Source organism: Bradyrhizobium sp. CB1717 (genome assembly GCF_029714325.1).
GTDB lineage: Bacteria > Pseudomonadota > Alphaproteobacteria > Rhizobiales > Xanthobacteraceae > Bradyrhizobium.
Genome location: NZ_CP121666.1, coordinates 7,566,613 through 7,585,659, shown reverse-complemented (window position 1 = coordinate 7,585,659; position 19,047 = coordinate 7,566,613). Strand labels below are relative to the sequence as shown.

General features: G+C 57.9%; 10 protein-coding genes and 4 pseudogenes. 7 read left to right on the top strand and 7 right to left on the bottom strand.

All coding sequences use genetic code 11. The features are described 5' to 3' along the window. Positions 1–5: 5 nt before the first annotated feature. From QA649_RS35455 to QA649_RS35435, 5 genes and pseudogenes are all read left to right on the top strand, one after another. Positions 6–791 (top strand): gamma-glutamyl-gamma-aminobutyrate hydrolase family protein, encoded by a 786-nt coding sequence (locus QA649_RS35455; protein WP_283021263.1) that lies wholly within the window; start codon positions 6–8, stop codon positions 789–791. A gap of 129 nt (positions 792–920) precedes the next feature. After that, complete coding sequence (locus tag QA649_RS35450) at positions 921–1,823, top strand: DMT family transporter (protein WP_283021262.1); 903 nt, start codon at positions 921–923, stop codon at positions 1,821–1,823. Further along, the gene (locus QA649_RS35445; protein WP_283021261.1) at positions 1,820–3,106 is read left to right on the top strand and encodes an ATP-grasp domain-containing protein; all 1,287 of its coding nucleotides are present in this window, start codon (positions 1,820–1,822) and stop codon (positions 3,104–3,106) included. The genes QA649_RS35450 and QA649_RS35445 overlap by 4 nt, the downstream gene beginning before the upstream one ends. Positions 3,107–3,123: 17 nt before the next feature. After that, positions 3,124–4,443 (top strand): glutamine synthetase, encoded by a 1,320-nt coding sequence (locus QA649_RS35440; protein WP_283021260.1) that lies wholly within the window; start codon positions 3,124–3,126, stop codon positions 4,441–4,443. Positions 4,444–5,004: 561 nt separating this feature from the next. Further along, positions 5,005–6,125: pseudogene (locus QA649_RS35435) on the top strand (IS110 family transposase). Between the two features lie 997 nt (positions 6,126–7,122). On the opposite strand, the gene QA649_RS35430 reads toward QA649_RS35435, so the two are convergent. Continuing rightward, the gene (locus QA649_RS35430; protein WP_283021259.1) at positions 7,123–7,452 is read right to left on the bottom strand and encodes a hypothetical protein; all 330 of its coding nucleotides are present in this window, start codon (positions 7,450–7,452) and stop codon (positions 7,123–7,125) included. Between the two features lie 958 nt (positions 7,453–8,410). Here QA649_RS35430 and QA649_RS35425 point away from each other — a divergent pair. Further along, a complete protein-coding gene (locus tag QA649_RS35425; protein WP_283021258.1) occupies positions 8,411–10,666 on the top strand; it encodes a hypothetical protein in 2,256 nt (751 codons plus the stop codon). Between the two features lie 201 nt (positions 10,667–10,867). On the opposite strand, the pseudogene QA649_RS35420 reads toward QA649_RS35425, so the two are convergent. The 3 pseudogenes from QA649_RS35420 to QA649_RS35410 all read right to left on the bottom strand — a co-directional run. Further along, positions 10,868–11,280 (bottom strand): annotated as a pseudogene (locus QA649_RS35420) (transposase); the annotation flags it as partial. A gap of 285 nt (positions 11,281–11,565) precedes the next feature. Next, positions 11,566–12,665, bottom strand: a pseudogene (locus tag QA649_RS35415) (IS110 family transposase). Positions 12,666–12,673: 8 nt separating this feature from the next. Beyond that, positions 12,674–13,081, bottom strand: a pseudogene (locus tag QA649_RS35410) (IS5/IS1182 family transposase); the annotation flags it as partial. A gap of 2,769 nt (positions 13,082–15,850) precedes the next feature. Between QA649_RS35410 and QA649_RS35405 the strand changes: the two are divergent. After that, positions 15,851–16,372, top strand: coding sequence for a hypothetical protein (locus tag QA649_RS35405; protein ID WP_283021257.1), 522 nt, complete (start codon positions 15,851–15,853; stop codon positions 16,370–16,372). A gap of 89 nt (positions 16,373–16,461) precedes the next feature. Here the strand turns inward: QA649_RS35405 and QA649_RS35400 are convergent, their stop codons facing one another. From QA649_RS35400 to QA649_RS35390, 3 genes are all read right to left on the bottom strand, one after another. Then, on the bottom strand, positions 16,462–17,058 hold the full coding sequence (locus QA649_RS35400) for an aminodeoxychorismate/anthranilate synthase component II (protein WP_167406925.1): 597 nt from the start codon (positions 17,056–17,058) through the stop codon (positions 16,462–16,464). Next, positions 17,055–18,449: an aminodeoxychorismate synthase component I gene (gene pabB, locus QA649_RS35395; RefSeq protein ID WP_283021256.1), complete on the bottom strand. Its 1,395-nt coding sequence runs from the start codon at positions 18,447–18,449 to the stop codon at positions 17,055–17,057. Before pabB ends, QA649_RS35400 begins: the two co-directional genes overlap by 4 nt. A gap of 156 nt (positions 18,450–18,605) precedes the next feature. Next, positions 18,606–18,923 carry a Dabb family protein gene (locus QA649_RS35390; protein ID WP_280969186.1) on the bottom strand — a complete coding sequence of 106 codons (318 nt, stop codon included), beginning with the start codon at positions 18,921–18,923 and terminating at the stop codon, positions 18,606–18,608. Between the last annotated feature and the right edge of the window lie 124 nt (positions 18,924–19,047).

Below are 19,047 nucleotides of genomic sequence, written 5' to 3'. Positions count from 1 at the left end.
GAGCCGTGGTCGGCGTCACTTCGAACCGTGTTCTGGTCGATGGTGTGCATCGCGACTGGTTGCGGCGCAAGTACTTGCAGGCACTTCATCGTCATGCGGGAGTGGCTTGCGTCATATTGCCGACGGTCGACGCCGAAGATGCTAGGGAGGAGGTCGCCCCGGCGATCATGCGCCGGCTCGACGGCCTGGTGTTGACAGGTGATGAATCGAACATCGACCCCGCCGTCCTGAGAGCGCCTGCGTCCCTGACGGAGGCTGATCGGCAGGACGTTGAGGTTGGGATCCTTGACCGTCCGCGGGACAGGCTCTCTGCCGTAACTATAGAGAGCGCCATCGCGCTCGGAATGCCTATTCTGGGCATCTGCCGTGGGCTTCAGGAACTCAACGTCTATTTCGGCGGCACGCTCCGGTCATCGCTTGCGGAGTGGAGGCCGGAAAGTGGCGCGATGCATGCCGAGAAGCCAGATCGTCCAAGAGACCGTCAGTACGACGCCGCGCACAGCGTCAGAATATGTTCCGATGGCGTGCTCTTTCCAATCGCGCGGACGATCGAAGCGCAAGTCAACTCGCTGCACAATCAAGGAATCGAGGCGCTGGCGCCGGCGCTGAGGCGGGAGGCGTGGGCGCCTGACGGTTTGGTCGAGGCGGCTTCGGTCATTGGCGCCCCGACGCTGCAAATCGGTGTGCAATGGCACCCTGAATGGCACGTCTCAACCGATCTCCTCAGCAAGCAACTGTTCAAGGCATTTGGAGAGGCGTGTGTTGGATACTACCGAACTAAGAAGAACTAGAGGCTGATTGTGACATTTCGAACCAAACGTGGTCCGTGTACGTCGAAAGGACACTTCCTCGGAGCCGACGCACGCGTCCGGCCCTGCGAGGGACGTGCGCCGCCTCGTGGGCAAAGGAAGACTGGACGATTGGCGAATCGCTTCGCTCTGGGAGTTTTCTTTGTGGCGCTTTATGTCGTGGTGAGCGCGGCAGGCGAGGTCTATGCGGCGTCGTATTTTCAGCAAGCGGATGTGTTCGTCGCGCTCCTGCTGTCCTTCGCTGTGGTTTGTCTGATGTTCAATCTCCTGGCTCGCCACGAGGGAGCCGGGGCAACGGTGGCGAAATGGTCGCTCCTGGTCTTCGTCGCGCTCAATGTCGTGACAGCAATCAGCTGGATCGGCTTATTTATCGGACTGAAATACGCAGAACCCGCGATCGTCGTCGCCTTCATGGTGGCGCTGGGGCCTACCGCAACAGTGTGGTTAAACGCGCTGATCAGGCGCCAGGGTGGCCCTCCAGCATCCGATATTGTCGTGAGCGTTACGATCGCAACGATCGGAACTTACATGATTTGGATCTCGGCCAGCGGCAACGCGGGCGTGGAGTGGGGGGCTCGATCGTCCTTTGGCATCGTCTTGGCAATCGTGGCCGGCCTATCGCTGGCCCTCACAAATATACTTGTCAAACTGCTCTTCGACCGTGGGTTTTCTGGCCGACAAGTCCTGGCGCATCGCTTTTATGGAACGATTCTCTTGCTGCTGGGACTGGTCGATCATTCATCTATCTTGCCTGAGATCTCGCAGCATTGGTTTGCGATCACAGCAATTGGGCTGTCGACGATCCTTATTCCTTTGCTCTTGATCCAGCAGGGCATTCGGCACGTTGAACCCTTCACCGTCAACATGGTCCTGTCCACCGCCCCTATCATCACCTTCCTGTTCCAGTACTTCGATTCTCGCATCGTGCCTTCGTCACATACGTTCATTGGAAATGTTCTCATTACGGCTGTTGCTGTCGGCAACATCTACTTGCAGTATCGGAGGTCCGCATGAAAGAACGGAACTGTGTAATCGTAGACGCATACTCTACCGGCCGATACCTACCGGAAGAGTTCAAGCGCTATGGAATTGGAACGGTGCATGTGATGTCGGCTGCACAGATTCCGCCCATATTCCAATCGCATTTCAATGCGGATCTGTATGATGAAGTCATTCGCCCCAGCGAGGGCATGGGGTATGACGACATCGTTGAATATCAGCTTCAGGCTCTCCATGGCCGGGAATTGGAGTTCGTTATCGCGGGCTGCGAGACCGGAGTTGAACTCGCTGATTCTTTGTCGGAGCGGCTTGGCTTACCATCAAATGGGACCGCGCTATCCGCTGCTCGGCGTGACAAAGCGCGATTGTCTTGCGCGCTGACCTTTGCCGGCGTGCGAGCGATCAGACAAGTCGTGTCCGACAGTCCTGTAGAGATCGCGAGCTGGAAGCGTGAAGCGAAGTACGATCAAATCGTGATCAAGCCTCTGAACAGTACGGGTACCGAAGATGTATTCTTTTGCTCGACAGAGGCTGATATTCAGCGGGCGCTAAGCGTAATTGTCGGGAAGACGAACCGCGTCGGAGCGTTGAATCGTTTTGCCCTTGGGCAAGAAAAAATAAACGGCCAGCAATACACGGTAAATGCCGTCTCGATCGACGGGGAAGCCTTCGTTACGGAGGCCTGGACCTATGACACGGTTCCTATTGAGAGGGCATCATCGGTCTGCTCGCTTGAGAGATTGTTGGACGGCAGCGAACCAATCGTTCAGGAACTGTCCGACTACTTGGTGCGCGCATTGAAGGCACTACAGATCGTCGACGGACCGGCTCACGCTGAGATCATCGTCGATGATCGGGGACCGGTTCTGGTGGACTTCGGAGCGAGGCTTCAAGGGACCATGTCGGCAAAAGCACGAACGATCGCGTTGGGGCACAACCATATGACCCTGACGGCCTGGCGTTACGCAGATCCCAAGGGCTTTGGTGAACATATGAGGCTGCGCGGGCCCTACAAGCGGCAGGCTCACGCACTTTGCGTCTCGCTCATCTCAGATATGGGCGGTGTCGTTGCCGGTTACCCGGGACTCGAAGCAATCCGCAAGCTCCCGAGCTTCGCGGATGCCATTGCATTCGTTCCGATTGGTCAAGAGCTAGTTCCCACGATCGACTTGGCGTCCACACCAGGCATCGTTTATCTCGTGAATAGCGACTTGACTCAGCTTGAGAATGACTATCGCAAGTTGCGAGCAATGCGGATGGACCAGGTGTTCGATTTAGTGATGCAGGACCGCGACTAATGCCAACGGATCCCAGGTTGACCGGAGCGAATTCAGCCCGCGCGGCGATGGTCGGCGTAAGCGACTTCGATGGCGTTCTGCGAGGCAAACACGTCTTGGGTGAAGATCTCTCGGATGGAGATAAAGTTATCAAGTTCTCTGAAGCGGTGCTGGCGTGGGATTGCACGGACCGAGTCATTCCAGCCAGTTTCACGCAAAAGCCGCTATCAGCGTTCGGAGATGCTGACCTGCGTATTCTGTCAGGCACCGGCCGTTCGGTGTCTCATCTCGGCGATCAATATCTCTACCTCGCGGAATTCACGGGCGCACATGAGAACATCTGCCCGCGCGGTGTTCTGCGTAAGGTTCTGCGAAGGGCTGCTGAACACGGATACGACTGCACTGCCGGGTTCGAGTTTGAATTCATGCTGTTTAAGGAGAACGCAGACACGATTGAAGCAAAGCCGTTCGGCGAATGGGCTCCTTTAACTCGCGGCCCGTTCGGCTACTCAATTGCGCGCTCTGTCGCGCAACATGAGCTGTTCGACGAGATCTTGGCGCTTTGTGACAAGGCTAGAATACCTCTCAGCGGACTGCACTTTGAAACGGGACCTGGCGTGGTCGAAGCGTCACTTCGTCATTGTGATGCGATGGAAGCTGCCGATCGAGCAACCATATTCAAGTCGATGATAAAGGCCTGGGCGCAAACGCGAGGCATGATGGCTACATTTATGGCCAAGGTTTCCGAGGAATGGCCCGGCCAGTCCGGGCATATTCACATTTCGATGTCCTCGGATAGTCAGAATGCGTTTTACGACAATGATGCGTTCGGCAACGTCTCGAAGCTTATGAGGCAATTCATCGCCGGACAACTAGAATATATGAATGAGTTCTGTGTGCTCGCTGCGCCGAACTTCAACAGCTACAAGAGATTGGTACCTGGCTGCTGGGCACCAATCTGTCCAACCTGGGGAGTTGACAACCGCTCCTGCGCGGTTCGCGTCATTCCGGGAGAGCCATCTGCCCATCGCCTGGAGTATAGGCTGCCTGGCGCAGACCTGAACCCATATCTCGCGCTCGCATGTGCGATTGGTTCGGGAATATTGGGTGTCGAGACAAGCCCGGCACTACCGGCTTCGATCGTCGGTGATGCAAGCGCGGAGACGTGTCGGCCGTCCGCGAGACTGCCTCAAAGCCTATCAGAGGCAACTTCTCGGTTTTCAGAGTCTGCAGCGGCAAGTGATGTCTTCGGAGAAAGGTTTGTTGACGCGTTTTCTTGCTCGCGCCGTTGGGAGTGGGAAGCCGTTCAACATCGGGTCACCGACTTTGAACGTCGGAGATACTTCGAGATCATTTAGCTTGAGCTCTTCGACAGTTCCGAACTTCATTCCTCTGGCCGGTGTCGGTCGCATTATTGCGGCTGCCTGTTCCGCTGATGCTGGACTTCATACAGAGCAAATGTGCGTTACTCGTTAAGTGAGGACCTCGGGAACGCTGAGGAGGTCTGCTGTTATCTGCTCTGTGGCAGCAATCGCGATTGCTACGTTGGGATGCTAGATTATATCTAACGTCCGGTCCTTTTCGTGAGCTTTACATCGGCAAGCAGATGGTGGAGCTCAAGCATGCGCCCGGTTGGCACCTATCCCTCGCAAGCCGTCCAGCGTGCGCGCGCTTGCCTGGGTTGGTCCCAAAGCGGCAAGACAAGCGCTGCGGTCCGTCAGCCGGAAACTCACTCCGGCTGAAGTGAGCGAGCTGAAGTCCTTCGCCTCTTCGTTGCCAACTTGGCTTGCCAGACCGGTAAGCGAACTGTAAGACCGTATGTCCTTTCTGGATGCCGGCGGTGAGGTGGTTCGCCCTACACTGGCGGTGTTGAACGAGGGTTGCTCAAGGAGCCTATCCTCACGCCAGGAGGACGAACCGTGGAAGATAATAACGCCCTTTTCGTAGGTTTGGATGTTTCCAAAGATCGACATGCAGTTGCGGTTGCCGAGAGCGGGCGCAACGGTGAAGTTCGCTATCTGGGTGAAATACCCTCTGACAACGCGTCGGTAGGACGGCTCGTCCGCAAGCTCGCGCGGCCAGGTTTACGTTTGAGATTTTGCTATGAGGCTGGGCCGACGGGATATGGGCTGAAGCGAGAGATCGAAGCGCTTGGCCATGAATGTGCTGTTATTGCCCCGTCCCTTATTCCACGCAAGCCCGGCGATCGGATCAAAACAAACCGCCGGGATGCTGAGAAGCTTGCCCGGTTGTACCGCGCCGGCGAACTGACGGAGATCTGGACCCCGGATGCAGCGCATGAGGCTATGCGTGACTTGATCCGTGCGCGGGAGGCAGCGGTGAAGGATCGGACCCGCAAACGACAGGAGATCCGATCCTTCCTGTTGCGACATGGCAAGATTTTTCCCGGCTTGAAAGCCTGGGGAACGAAGCTAACTTTAAGTGGATGCACGGGCTCCGCTTTGCGTATTCGGGCCAGCAAACTGTCCTGCAGGAGTTGATCGTCGCGGAGGCGCAGTGCCGGGAAAGAGTATTGCGTTTGGAAAAGGCGATCGAAGACAGCATGCTCGACTGGCCGCTTGCACCGGTGGTCGAACGTTTACAGGCTTTGCGCGGGGTCCGACTCATTTGCGCAGCGACTTTCATGGTTGAGGTCGGTGATGTCCGCCGCTTTACGAACCCGCGGCAGTTAATGGCCTATCTCGGCCTTGTACCTTCGGAACGCTCGACCGGTGACGCCGTACGCCGTGGTGGCATCACCAAGACCGGAAATGCCCGAGTGCGCCGGGTTTTGGCTGAGACCGCCTGGACTTACCGCTATCCGGCTAAGTTGGGAAAACGAAAGTACTTCGCAAGTCGCCACATGCCTGAGGTCGTGCGAGAGATCGCATGGAAGGCTCAGGCGCGTTTGACCAAGCGTTACCGAGCCCTCGTTGCTCGCGGCAAGCGCAGCACGGTGGCGGTGACCGCGGTCGCTCGCGAGCTTGCTGCCTTCATGTGGGCCATCGCGAGAATAGACGATCAGCCGGCGACGACCTAACCTACGGCTCACCCGGTATCGTTATCGCGTCTATCGGTGGGGACGTGGCGTTGAACGGGGAATTCCCGGCAACGCTTTGTGGCCGGCAATGCCGACGCCCGTTGTAAGAGAGGACCAGCCCCGGACGAATACATGGACATGCGGTAACCAACCCGCGCATCAGAGCTTGTTCACCTACGTCCCAGGCCACGTCTCCTCCGATAGGCACTTCAGTGATGAGAACCGACCGAGAAATCGGCGCGGGTAAATTGATGCGCGATTAGGTCTTGCAAAAGGACATCAGAGCGTTACCGAGCCCTCGTTGCTCGCGGCAAGCGCAGCACGGTGGCGGTGACCGCGGTCGCTCGCGAGCTTGCTGCCTTCATGTGGGCCATCGCGAGAATAGACGATCAGCCGGCGACGACCTAACCTACGGCTCACCCGGTATCGTTATCGCGTCTATCGGTGGGGACGTGGCGTTGAACGGGGAATTCCCGGCAACGCTTTGTGGCCGGCAATGCCGACGCCCGTTGTAAGAGAGGACCAGCCCCGGACGAATACATGGACATGCGGTAACCAACCCGCGCATCAGAGCTTGTTCACCTACGTCCCAGGCCACGTCTCCTCCGATAGGCACTTCAGTGATGAGAACCGACCGAGAAATCGGCGCGGGTAAATTGATGCGCGATTAGGTCTTGCAAAAGGACATCAGAGCGTAGCTCTGCGGCCCTTTTGATGATTGATGCTTGTCATCTATTTGAGCCGCGTGCCGCCACGCCGCGGCTTCCAAATCTTGGACAATGCGCTGACGGCGGCCTCGAGCGTCTTCGGGCCGTCGACGTTGGGATCGAACTGTGCGGGCCCCAAAGGCGCATATTTTCATGTTCCAGATGAGTAGGGTCGCCGCTGGCATCGAGGTATTCCGCTTAGCCGGGCGCACCGCCGACGTCCTCGAGCAGGAGGGAAGTCCCTCTATCGTCGTGGTGTCGAACCGTTTTTCGAGTTTGATCACTTGGTCTCAGCTGTCACCGAAGTCATAGAGATAATGGATCGTCGTCGCGCCGGTCTCCTGAACGATTTTTGAAGAGCCGAGTCTTGCGATGCATCGATGGGCTGATTGCCAAAATGTCCTTCGGGACCAGATACCACGACGTCCTTCGCCGGCCAGGAGCTCGAAGAGATGGCTGTTCGTCCAGCCAAACGCCGCCTGAAGCGTCAGATGCAGCCGATCAAGGCGCAGCGTGAGCGGCACGACCAGGCATCGCGTCACCTCCGGTTTCGCATCCTTGAGGTCACCTTGATCCGGACCGCGGTCGTGTTCAGGCTCATGCCGCCAGCCTCGGATCATTCATGCATCGTGTAGATCGACGGCCGAGCTGTCCAAGGCAGCCAGGAGATGCAGTCCATTGATTGGAAACCACCTTGATAGCGCTTTCGATACGTCAGGCGATGAGTTCAGCATTGAAGATTGAGCGGTTGGCGCCATTTTCTTTGGAGTAGCGCTTTCGCAGCGTTGATTGCCTCAAAGCAGTTTGGAAAGGCCGGCGGGGACCTGACAACGCTTTTGTCGATGTTTCTGCTGATACCATTCGGCGGTATCCTTCTCGTCTTCGGATATGCACTGGGATACATGCAGCTCGAAATATCTGCATATCGCGATATCGGTGGGAGCAATTGTGGTGGTGGAACCGATTCTCACGCTTCTGCTGTTTCGAGACGGGCCGACGGTAGGTTCGCCGATATCGGATTGGCGGTCGGCGTGCTTGGCACGCTCACTGCGCTGTTATTCCAAGTGCACTTAACTGGGCAACATCCTCAGCGAGGTCCTATTCTGAAAAAGACTTGCGCAACGTAGGTTCTGCTCCTCGAACGCGAGAAGAAGAGGTAGTCTTGACGGAACGTTCCACATCGAGCCAGATCTACGCATTGTTGATCCGAAACCCTTTGGTCGAACAATAGCATCTCCTCCCGGTAAGTAAGAGCTTTGCTGCTGCCGAAAGTCTGAAAATCGACCCTGCGGTTCGCCATGCTCGACGGCTTTCGGTATTTGGGAATGACTTTGGCAGGGCTATTTCTGGCAGCGCACATTTCCATACTGGTCACGGTGAGGCAACGGAATGCGGACAGGCGCTACAATCGACGATCCCGCACCATCCCATATTGCTGCCTCAGCACCACAACAGCTTCCATGAAATTGGAACTCGGACAGCGGGTTGAGCATCCGGAGAGCATCCTTCGTCAGCCAACCGTCAGCCAGGCGGCCTATCCAGGGACGCTGCGCATTGTTGACCGTAGGAGGATAGAACATGACGGGCATTGGCCGACCTGGCGAACCGCACGTTGGGGCTGCAGGAGCCGACAGCACGTCGGGATCGAGCAGTGCGCATTCGGAACCAAATTCTGTCCCTGCGGAAGGCCACCGAGTTTTCAACTCCTTCTTGGAGCGAATGTGCTTAGCGCCTGAAGATAGAATGGCGACGCTCGCGAGCGTGCCCTCAGGTTCGGGTGTGACTGTCCCCATTTCCTCAAGCGGTGAGGGGATCAATGCAGCGAAACAAAATATGGACGGCCTACTTGAGGAACTTGATGCTTGCCACAGTGCTGCCATGGGCGCTCAGAGCTCGTCTGAGGCGCAAGAGCTGATCGATCAGGTTGTCAAAGCAGGCGCAGCAGTTCTGGACTACTACGCGAGCCTGTCTCCAGATGTGGCGCGCAGCATTCTGTCCGAAAATCAGGCTCGCCGAATTCGTGACCGGACTCTGGGTGCGGGGAACGAATGCAACGCGCTGGCCGAACCGACTATCTACGCCTTGGAGAAGAGTAGGGAGCATGCGGGAAAGATACTCGAGCGGATGCGCCAATCCAATGCTCCGCCCGACCAGCTGATCCGAGCGGCTTCCAGTGTGGCGAAACACTATTTGGCCTGCACGGAGTGGTGGGAAAAGAAGGCATTGCGCTCTGAACGGATGCAGTCCGTCTGCGCAGCCACTGCCAGCTTGCCAAGTGCAACGGCCGAAATGCAACAGACCGAACAGGCGACACTACGGCTGCATACCGGCTGGGCACTGAATACGAGGTGCGTGCATCTGCAATCGCAGGTCCTTCTCGCGCGGGTCATGATTGAGTCGCATGCGAGCAGGCTCGACCCGGCTGTCAGGCAAATCCTCTTGGGTGAGAACGGTCGGGCACGTCTACTCGGAACCTTCATGGGCGATGTTGTTCCGGCATTCCTCTCAACGGGCGACGCTGTTCTGCACAGCAAAGGACAAGCCCTCGACGCAGAGCACTGCGCCGTTCTGGAAGGGGTCATGGAGCGGCTATCGGAATTTGCGTCGGCGTTGCCCAACATGGTTGCCGAGCTAAGGCATAAGGGAGCAAGTCCCGAGCTTCCGTTGGATCTGTTGGATCAGATCGTCGAAGGAGCGTGGGTCACTGCCCATGAGGTCATGCGCCTCCTAGCAGTGCAGCCGAAGACACCAGCCATCATTGCCGCGCCAACGGAGGCTGCCCTTGCGTTGCCGGCCGACGCTGCCGGCAAGGACCCGGTGGCCGAAGGCAGTCCAACGCGCAGGAAAGGGAAGGGCAAGCGGAGGCAGGCCGGAGGTGCGGGGAGTTCGGCCGCCGGGCAGCCCGAGCCGCAGCTCGCTAGGCCCGAAGCCGACACGGCTCGAACCACCAAGGTTATTGTGCTCTCGGATCTGGGCACGAAGAAACTCGCGAGCGCGGAAGAGGCGCATACGAGGATGTCATCGTCGGCGAGGGAACACTTGGCAATATGGCAGGCTCCGCCATCGAAGGAGACACTGACGCGCCTGCTCGCGCGATTGGACGAACTCTTGCAATTCGATCTGCGCAGCGAGCAAAGAGCCATTTCGCAAGCGCGCCACATGAAGCCCGAAGATGCCGACCACGTCGTGGATATCGTGGTTGAGCGGCTGCAGAGCCAATCTGCGGAGATTGAGGCCTGTGTAGCCGCGCTGGACGAACCTCGCCGACGCGGCCTACTCACGCCTATGCAACTGCCCGAAGTGCACGACAAAATAGTCCGCCTCAAGGCGATGTTGTCGGAGGTTCAGGGGCAGGCACATGCTTGGAAGGCGCGAAAGGCTTCGATCGAGATCGATTGCATGAAGACTTATGCGTTTCCCTCGCAGAAGTACCTCGAACGGTTGCAGGCGGCCGAGGAGTTGGCTCCCTTGGAGTCACCGCGCGCGTTGAAGGGCGAGCCAGGAACGCTGTTCGAGATCAAGCTGCAGCCTACGCCACTGCGCAATGGTACGGTGAATCCGATGTGGGTGCACATCCATACGAAGCGGCCGGTTTATGCGTGGCAGTTAACGACATTGGATGACGCCGAATTCGCCGCTTGCCACGTGAAATCCAACGAACAGCGCGGCTACAACCGCCTCTGGCAGAACGCTCGAGCTGCAACGGGTCACGAAAACGTCGTGATCCATCGCGGCAAGCTCACGCCTGCGTTCTGCAAGTCCCTGTTAGGTTCCGCTTTTAGCGGCTATCCAGGGCATCCGTTTGCCGGAGCGGAGCGCGGGGCGCGCAGGTGACTCGATACGAGACTAGTTAAACGACACGATAGAGTGCCGCTTGTGGTACGGCATCGGTCTTCTTCGCATCCGGATGCAGTGGCCGAATGAACCGCACCTTGGGCTCCACAGGCTCCAACTCCTGAGTTAAGAAGCCGGATTGAGCTGTATTGGAGTGGCAAGCGTTCGCTATTAGCAACTCCAGGAAGAGGCCCAAGAGTTCTTGAGCCAGGCGAGGTGCGTCGGAAGTTGTGGCCGACGGCTGAGAGGACGACATTGGCGGCGTCGCCGGCGCGGCCTTTGAGGTAGCCGCGGCGGAAGTCGCCTTCGGCCTTCATGTGCCCGATGATGGGCTCGATGGCAGAGCGACGGCGCAGCTCGCGCTTGATGACAGCGAAGACGCTGCGCTTCTGGCGGGAGATGAAGACGCGACGGTGATTTTGGGCATCGTGGCCGCGGTACCCCTTGTCGACATAGGCCCGCTCGATCGGACAGCCGGTAAGCGTCTCGGTGCGCTCGATGACTCCCGCAGGGGGGGACCCATCATACGGATTGTCGGGCATTGCGCTCGCGTGCAGCACGAACAGGCCGCCCGGAGCGCGGCGATTGTTGGTGACGACGGAGGCCTTCATGCCGATCTATGGACCACGCCCGCGTTGCAAGAGGAATCGACAAAGGGATGTAGCGGTCTGCGCCAATCTATCCGGCTTCACTTTGGGGCTGTGGCCCCGAGCCATCATGGATATCCGCCCACTTCTGTCCTCAATAACTCGTCGGCCTCAATAAGGGCCATGGAGTCGAACCAGGCTTCAGAAGTGTCGGTGGAACCGTTTCTCCATTCGTCCTTTCCGTCTCGCAAACCTCGGCGGGTCATTGTGCCTTCCGATCGGACCTTGGATCTTCCTTTCCGGCCCTGTTTCTCATGCGCTGCGGCCCAAGAGGCTGGCGTCGTAGTCACGGCCCTTTGTGAGCATGCTCCAGGCCATGCGCGCGAGTTTTGCGGCCAGGGCAACAACCAAGACATTAGACTGGAGCCGCTTGGACGCTGCCTCCAACCAGGCTCCGAAGCCATGCCGCGGCCAACTCTGACGCTGCAGAAGTACGGCTCTGGCACCTTGAATGAACAGCGTCCGCAGGTACCGATTACCGCGCCTCGATATGCGCCCGAGGATGGTTCGATCACCGGTCGAGATTTGCTTCGGTACCAGACCAAGCCATGCGGCAAAGTCCCGGCCCTTATGGAAGGCATCGCCGGTTCCGATGGCGGCGACCATCGCGCTTGAGATGATCGGCCCGACGCCGGGCGCACTCATTAAGCGGCGACAGTGTGGATCTCGATCAGCGAGTTCGTCGATTTCTTTCGTCATTGACGCGACCCGTCGGTCGAGATAGCGCCAGTCCTCGGCCAAGTCTTGAATGAGCTGGATCACTCGAGGTGATAAGTTATCCTTTGGCGCTGAGAGAACCTGAGGAAGTGCCAATCGGAGCGCTGCCGCTCCTTGCCGGTCCGGCAGCCCTCGCTCAAGCAAAAAGCCTCGGATTTGATTGATGACCGCGGTTCTTTGCGTCACCAATCGACTGCGAACTCTGTGCAGCGCCTGCAAATCCAGTTGTTCGGCCGATTTCAACGGGACAAAGCGCATGGTCGGGCGCTGAACGGCCTCGGCGATGGCTTCGGCATCACGGAAGTCATTTTTGTGGCCCTTAGGTATGGCTTCACATACTGTGCTGGCAAGAGCCGTACTTGATGGCCTAATTTCTCGAGCTTGCGACCCAGGTGGTGTGCTCCTGCACAGGCTTCCATTCCGATCAGGCAGGGCGGAACATTAGCCAGCGACTGCTCAAGCTGATTTCTCGATCGCTTCTTGCGTAGGATGATTGTACCCGTGGCATCGAACCCCACCACATGGAATGTGTTCTTGCCTAGATCGATACCGATCGTGACAATGTTCGTATGGGACATGGTTTGCGCTCCTCTTGCTGGGGCTCTACCTTGCCGCTGAGAGCGGGCGTGGTCCATGCCATTAACTCGTAAGGCGCGGCGGCCTTGGCTTTGCCGATGCACTCCACCTCCGGAGCATGGAAGGAATAAAGCTTCCAGCCGCGCTGGCGCTGCTGCGAACGAATCTGCGCGGCCCGGCCGAGCGGAAGGGCGAAGGCCTCCTCCAGTGCCGGCTGGCCATCGATGTTGCGGGGGATGTCGCGAATGATCCGGCCGAGCCTGCTACGCAGGATGCGCAACTGTTGCTGATGCCGCCTGAACTGTTTGGCGTGAGCGTAGCGGGAAGCCATCATCGCGGCGGCCTTGTCCACGCGGGCATAGGATTGCCGGAGCCTGACCCCGTGCCTTCTCGCCAGGCGATTGAGGCCTTTGACGGCCGCATGCAGCAGCTCGGCATCGGTCGGAAAGGTGATGGGCTTCGGCTGCACCGTGGTATGTGCGCCATGACGGCGCGAAGAAGGAGGTTGAGTATGTAGACCATCTTCCGAGCAGCCTTGCTGCGCAAGAGATGAGGGCAGACCCCTCGGACTCGGATCGGAGTCCAAACCGCCACAAGCGAATCGCAAGGTTTGGCGGTCTTGAGCTCCAAATCCTTGCAATCTCAAACGCCCACTCGGCCGAAAAACAGACTCCCGCTCAATCGCTTAAACCCTTGTTCACGAACGACTAGGAGCAACGAACAGCACCATTTCCATTCGCACTAATGACTTCTTCAAGAGGGAGGGCAAAGTTGAGTATGCTCAGAAGGACGGGCCGAAGAGGTCCGTGATGCGCGACGCTGTAGCCGAGCCGCGGAGCCACGCAGGACGCGAGGCGCAGCATCAATGGGGGCAGCGCGACCAGACGATGGCTTAGCCGCCGCCGGCCAAGTCGAGGATGGCGTAGATCGGTGCTGACTAGTACGCGGTTCGCGCGCCGCTCTGAATGCCGCCAGAGAAGAGGTCCCAATCACCTTGGGTCCATTAATTTCATGAGAGAGCGAGAAATGCGGCGCTCGCGTCGATGCGAAAAGGATTGCCCTCAAGCCGCACGACCTCATCGCGCAGAACCGTCCTCGGGATATCGTGCGGAATGCGAGCGTACAAAGCATCTAACACTGATCTTGTTAAATCGTGATTGTCGAGAATTAGTGGGAGGTGTCTTGCGGCCGACCTAAGTTTGGCAGTTCGTCTGGAACTGCCGAGTGCATCCTCCGGAATAGCCTTAAGCCGCGCTACTCCCTTACCAGCTCGCGATCCAGGTCCGCTTTGATGGGTACGGCATAATAGTTGCTGAACTCTACGGCGTGGCCCGAATCGTTGTGGTCCAGCGTTCCTGCGGGCAGGAGCTGATAGGCTCTTATACCCAGGGCGTGCGTATCGTTCGCGCAAGCAGCAACTCGTGCTTCATCATAGGGCGGGGCTTCGACTGTCGGCAGCAGATCGGCATCCAGCGCATCAGTTTAACTCCCCCACGAATACGCCTCGAGATCGACCAGAGCGTCCTCACACATGCTGTGGAATGTCGGCGCGCGGGTATATGACGTGCCGTCGGATCGCTTCGCGTGCAAGATGACATGCAGTTTGTTAACCGCCTTGATCGCCGTTATGTTCGCTTGCGTGCAACGCTGCTCCAGGTCCCCAGCCAGATGGACAACGAGCTTCAGAGCGCGCAACCTTCTTCCTCAGATCGCAAATTGTCTTTGAGGATCGCAATCGCCGCCGGAAGACCTTCGAGGATGCAAGTTCCCTGGTCGTGTTCATCCTTGCAATCAAGAGCGACGTCATATGTCGGCCGCTCGATGTCGATGTCGACGAAATGCCAGCGGTAGGTGTCCTTTCGTCCGAAGTTGAACTTATAGTCGTCCGCCCAGTTTGAGATGGTGGCCAGCGAAGTGTGCTGATCGGCTCCGTGAGCTTGGGCCTGCGCTGCCGGACTTAAGTGCCGCTACGCCAGTTCCGCAATGACAGAATGACGTGGCTGTCCCCGCCCTAGGGCGGAAGATGTGCTGCCTACAGCAGCGGTGCAGATCGCAAGTATGGGTCTGAGTGGTTGCCCAATGAAGTGCGAGTCGTTTGCGGACAGAGGCAGGTGCCTGGGTTACGGCACGTCGACCAGGGGCATGGATGCCGTCGGGCGTGGCACGAAGCCATTTTGGCGCCGGTCACGTGCCGCCAACATGATCGTAAAAGCCGCGAGGAGGATTAGGAGAACGCGCATGCAACAAGGATTACTCGAAACGATATATCGCAAATATGAAACGGCTCACATCCTGTGCCTTGGAGGAGGGGCGGCTCTTACGGGGCATCTCACGGCCTATTGGCCAGCAAACACCTCACAAATTTTGATACTCGTTCGTTCTCGCCGGCAGCCGCCGAACAGCGGGACGATTGCGCTTAAAAAAAGCATTTTCTCTTGCAGACTGCAGGAATAGTGCAGCCAATTTGAGTAGTAATCTGGTGATTGGCTATTCACCACGAAGGCAGCCGCCCGCTCGTGCTGCTTCCGGGCGCCATGAGGGACGGTTCATGCGCAATCATGACATGGTGTCCGGCAGCCTGTTGGCCCTGACCGCCGCTGGCCTTGCGCTGCTTTGCTCTAGCCTGCTCGCATTTGCGTTCATTTAGATCCCGTGGTCGACCTTTGGCGCGCTAGGATCTCTACAAGACCTCACGCAAAGACGTACGCAGCCGGACAGGGACGTTGGTATGGTTTTCCACAAACGGAGGTCCGGCGGTTGCAGATGATCTGCTCAGGCATCCGTAGGGATCCCCTTCCTCGAACCGCTTCGTTTTCGCATAGTGCCGGTGGTTCTGAACGGCCGACCTGATCTCCTGGCTGGGCTTCGTGCAGTTGCCCACTAACAACGCAAGTCCCCCTCCATCGAACGATATAGTTAGTCTTACGGTTGGGCTCGCATCACACGCTTCTTGCATGGGTTGCGCAGCATTTTTGCGCCAAAGTCAACGTGCCCAGCCTTTCGGTGAGGCGGCCCTCTCTAGAGCAAGCAGGCATGAATGTGCTTCACGGGTAATGCCCTCTACCGGCCCTTATTATTTACCTGCGTTGCTCGTAAAAACCCTGACGCGATCAAGTCCCGGCTTTGGGGACAACATTGCTGAAAATGATGCAGCGGGGCTTGCGGCTCGCGGCAGCTCTTGACCATCTTCTGCTATCGCGGCAACGAAAACAACCAAAGCAGATCGAGATGATGAGAGCGGGGTGTGGCTGTAACGGATCAATCCCAAGCATCTGAGTTGCCGCCGGTCCTGCAGAGACCGTCGAAAGGCTGTCGGTGGATCTTTGCTCTTCTAGCCGTATTGCTCGTTCTTTGCGCCGGAGGAGTCTATTTTTGGGCGAATATCGAAACGTTTGCTGAGGCGCCGTCGGCGCATCAAGTCGTGCCTCCGACGCTTGGCTTGTCACCTGAAGATAGGGACGTCCTTTTAGGGATCCAATCGGGGCAGCAGAAGACAGCCGATGAAATTGCCGAGCTCAATCGCAACGTCGGTGCGCAGCAAGCCGAGGTAAAGCGGATCTCGGATCAGATCGCAGCCCTGACCCAAAGAATCGAGCAGTTGCAGAATCCGGCGCTTGTTGCTTCTCCTGCTCCTGCTGCTTCTTCGCCATCGGTGCGCACCACATCCAAGCCGGCCAAGAGAGACGTCCGGCCCTTGAAACCGCAAGGTCCGATTTCTGTCGGAGGCGGGCCGCTAACTGCGGAGCCGAGCACGGAACAGCGCTGATTGCCACAAAATGCCTGCCATATGCCGCTGCGCCTTCCAACCAAGTCGGAAACCAACGGTCCACCATCTTGATGGGCAAGCCGAGCCTCTCATTGCTCCGCGTGGCTTCGGAAATGCTCTGTCAGTCGCAAGAAGTTCATAAGCAGGACGTGCCCCTGTGAGGTAAGGATCGACTCCGGATGGAACTGGACCCCATACGTGGGATAATAGCCGTGAGTGAGGGCCATGATCTCGCCTTCCTCCGAACGCGCTGTCACTATGAGGTTCTGCGCACATGACTGATCAAGCTCGACGATGAGAGAATGGTAGCGTCCGACGTCAAGCGGGGTTGGCAGTCCCTTGAATAACCCTCGGCCGTCATGCGCAACGGATGAGCGCCGTCCGTGCATGGGCCGTTGCGCGCGCGCCACCCGTCCTCCGAAAACGCTCCCAATACACTGATGTCCAAGGCAGATGCCGAGAATTGGTACGCGTCCTGAAAGTTCGCGGACCACTGCTGTCGATATTCCTGCCTCAGTTGGGGTGCAGGGGCCGGGCGATATCACCACCGCGCGCGGTTTGAGACCAACGAGCTCGCTGGTGCTGATAGCGTCGTTTCGGATCACTTCCGTTGCTTCACCGAGCTTGTGGAAATAGCGGGCAATGTTGAAAACGAAGGAATCGTAATTATCGATGATGATAATCAAAAAGCACCAGCTGGTTCACAACCAAATGCATCAAAGATTCGCTCTGCCTTGGCGAGCGTTTCCTCGTATTCGGCCTCGGGCTCCGACAGGGCCGTTATACCACCGCCCGCATGAAACAAAGCCAGGTCGCCATCGATCGTGACAGTGCGGATCGCAATACTCGTGTCCATGTGCCCATTGAAGCCGATGAAGCCGATCGCCCCGCAATAGACCTCTCGCGCTATGCGCTCGATTTCTGTAATAATTTCCATCGACCGCAGCTTTGGCGCTCCCGTAATGGAGCCACCGGGAAAGCAAGCACGGAGCAGGCTAACGGCGTCTTCGTCTCCGGCAAGTGTCCCCGTCACGATCGACACGAGATGGTGCACCGAGGCATAGGACTCGAGATTGCACAGGGCCGGAACCTGGACCGAATGGGCAGTGCAAACGCGTGACAGATCGTTACGCAAAAGGTCGACAATCATCGTGTTCTCGGCATGATCCTTCTCGGAAGCAAGGAGAACAGCCGCACGGCGGTGGTCTTCCTTGGAATCAGGCGAACGCGCGATCGTGCCCTTGATCGGTCGTGTCTCGACTTGTCGCCCCTCAAGCTTCAGAAATCGTTCCGGCGAGCTTGATGCGATGGTCAGCTTTCCCCATCGCAGCAGGGCCGCAAAAGGCGCCGGATTCAATGATCGTAGCTGGCAATAGAAGGCGAGCGGATCAAACGAGGTCGACAGGCGGGCACTGAAACGCTGCGCAATATTCGCCTGGAACACGTCACCCGCCAGGATTAAGTCAATCACGCGTTGTACCGCCGCAATGTAGCCCTCGCGGCTGAAGTTCGAGCGCCATGCGCCCGCTTTGCTGGGACAACCCTTCTGTGGCGCCTTTGGACCGGCAAGCAATGCTGCAAACTCGTCGGCTCGACGACGCGCTCGTTCGCTCCGTCGCACGCGATCCTGCTCTGGCCACCCGGTCGAGACGATCCAGCATTTGTTATCCCGGCGGTCGAAGCTGATGACCACGTCGTAGAAATGCAGGATGGACTGGGGCAAACCCAAACCGGCATTTGCTGGCGCAGACAATCGCTCCAATGTTCTGTTCATGTCGTAGGCAAAGTAGCCTGCCGCTCCTCCCTGGAACGGTGGGAGATCGGGACAGTCCTCTTGCGGGTACTTCGCGAGTAGCATGCGGAGGACCTTCCATGGATCGGCCTCGAGAGTCAGTCCGTTCCAACTGGCTTGGCCGTTCGCGACCCTGTAGGTGCCGAACGGGTCGCACGTTAGATATGAGTAGCGCCCAAGCAGCTCGTGCCTTGCTGCGCTATCGAGAAACGTGAGATGCGATCGATGCCCAAGATGTCGCATCGCTGTGACAGGTTCGAGCCACTGCAACTCGCGAACGTACATCGGGTTATCGGTCACCGGCGGCTGACGTCGTAAGAGTGCTGTACCATCTGTTGCCCCAGCCGATGAGAATGACGCTTGTCTGCGATGGCCCGAAACTTGAGGTCCATTGCCAAGTTAGCCCGGCGCTGGACTTTTTGCTGCGCGGCATCACCTGGATCATCCTGCCGTGGAGGCGAAAGGGGTATCTATTGATACATTGTAGTCGGCCGCAAACCGCAGCTCGCGGAGAGGTCGGACCCGTTTAATCGATTCCTGGTAGAGATCGTGCGCTTTGTACGCCGCGAGCTCCGCCTCGCTGTCGAACTCACCATAGACCACGATGTCGATATCGTTGCCGAGTTGATCGGTCTTGCGGTTGCGGGCAACCTCAAGCCGGCGCGCATGTGGTATCGTGGTGAGAAGCGAAAGACCTTCGATGATCTGATCGATATGCGCCTCGTCCTTGGCGCTGAAGAAGACGATGTGACGAATCATGGCCGTCCGTGGAGATGTCGCTAGCGGGGTGGCATAACTATCTGGGAATAGAGTGCGTTGCAATGAGGCTCGTCGCTTGCCGCATGATCGTCGCTTGCGATCGTCGGCGATCCGCAATGAAGCT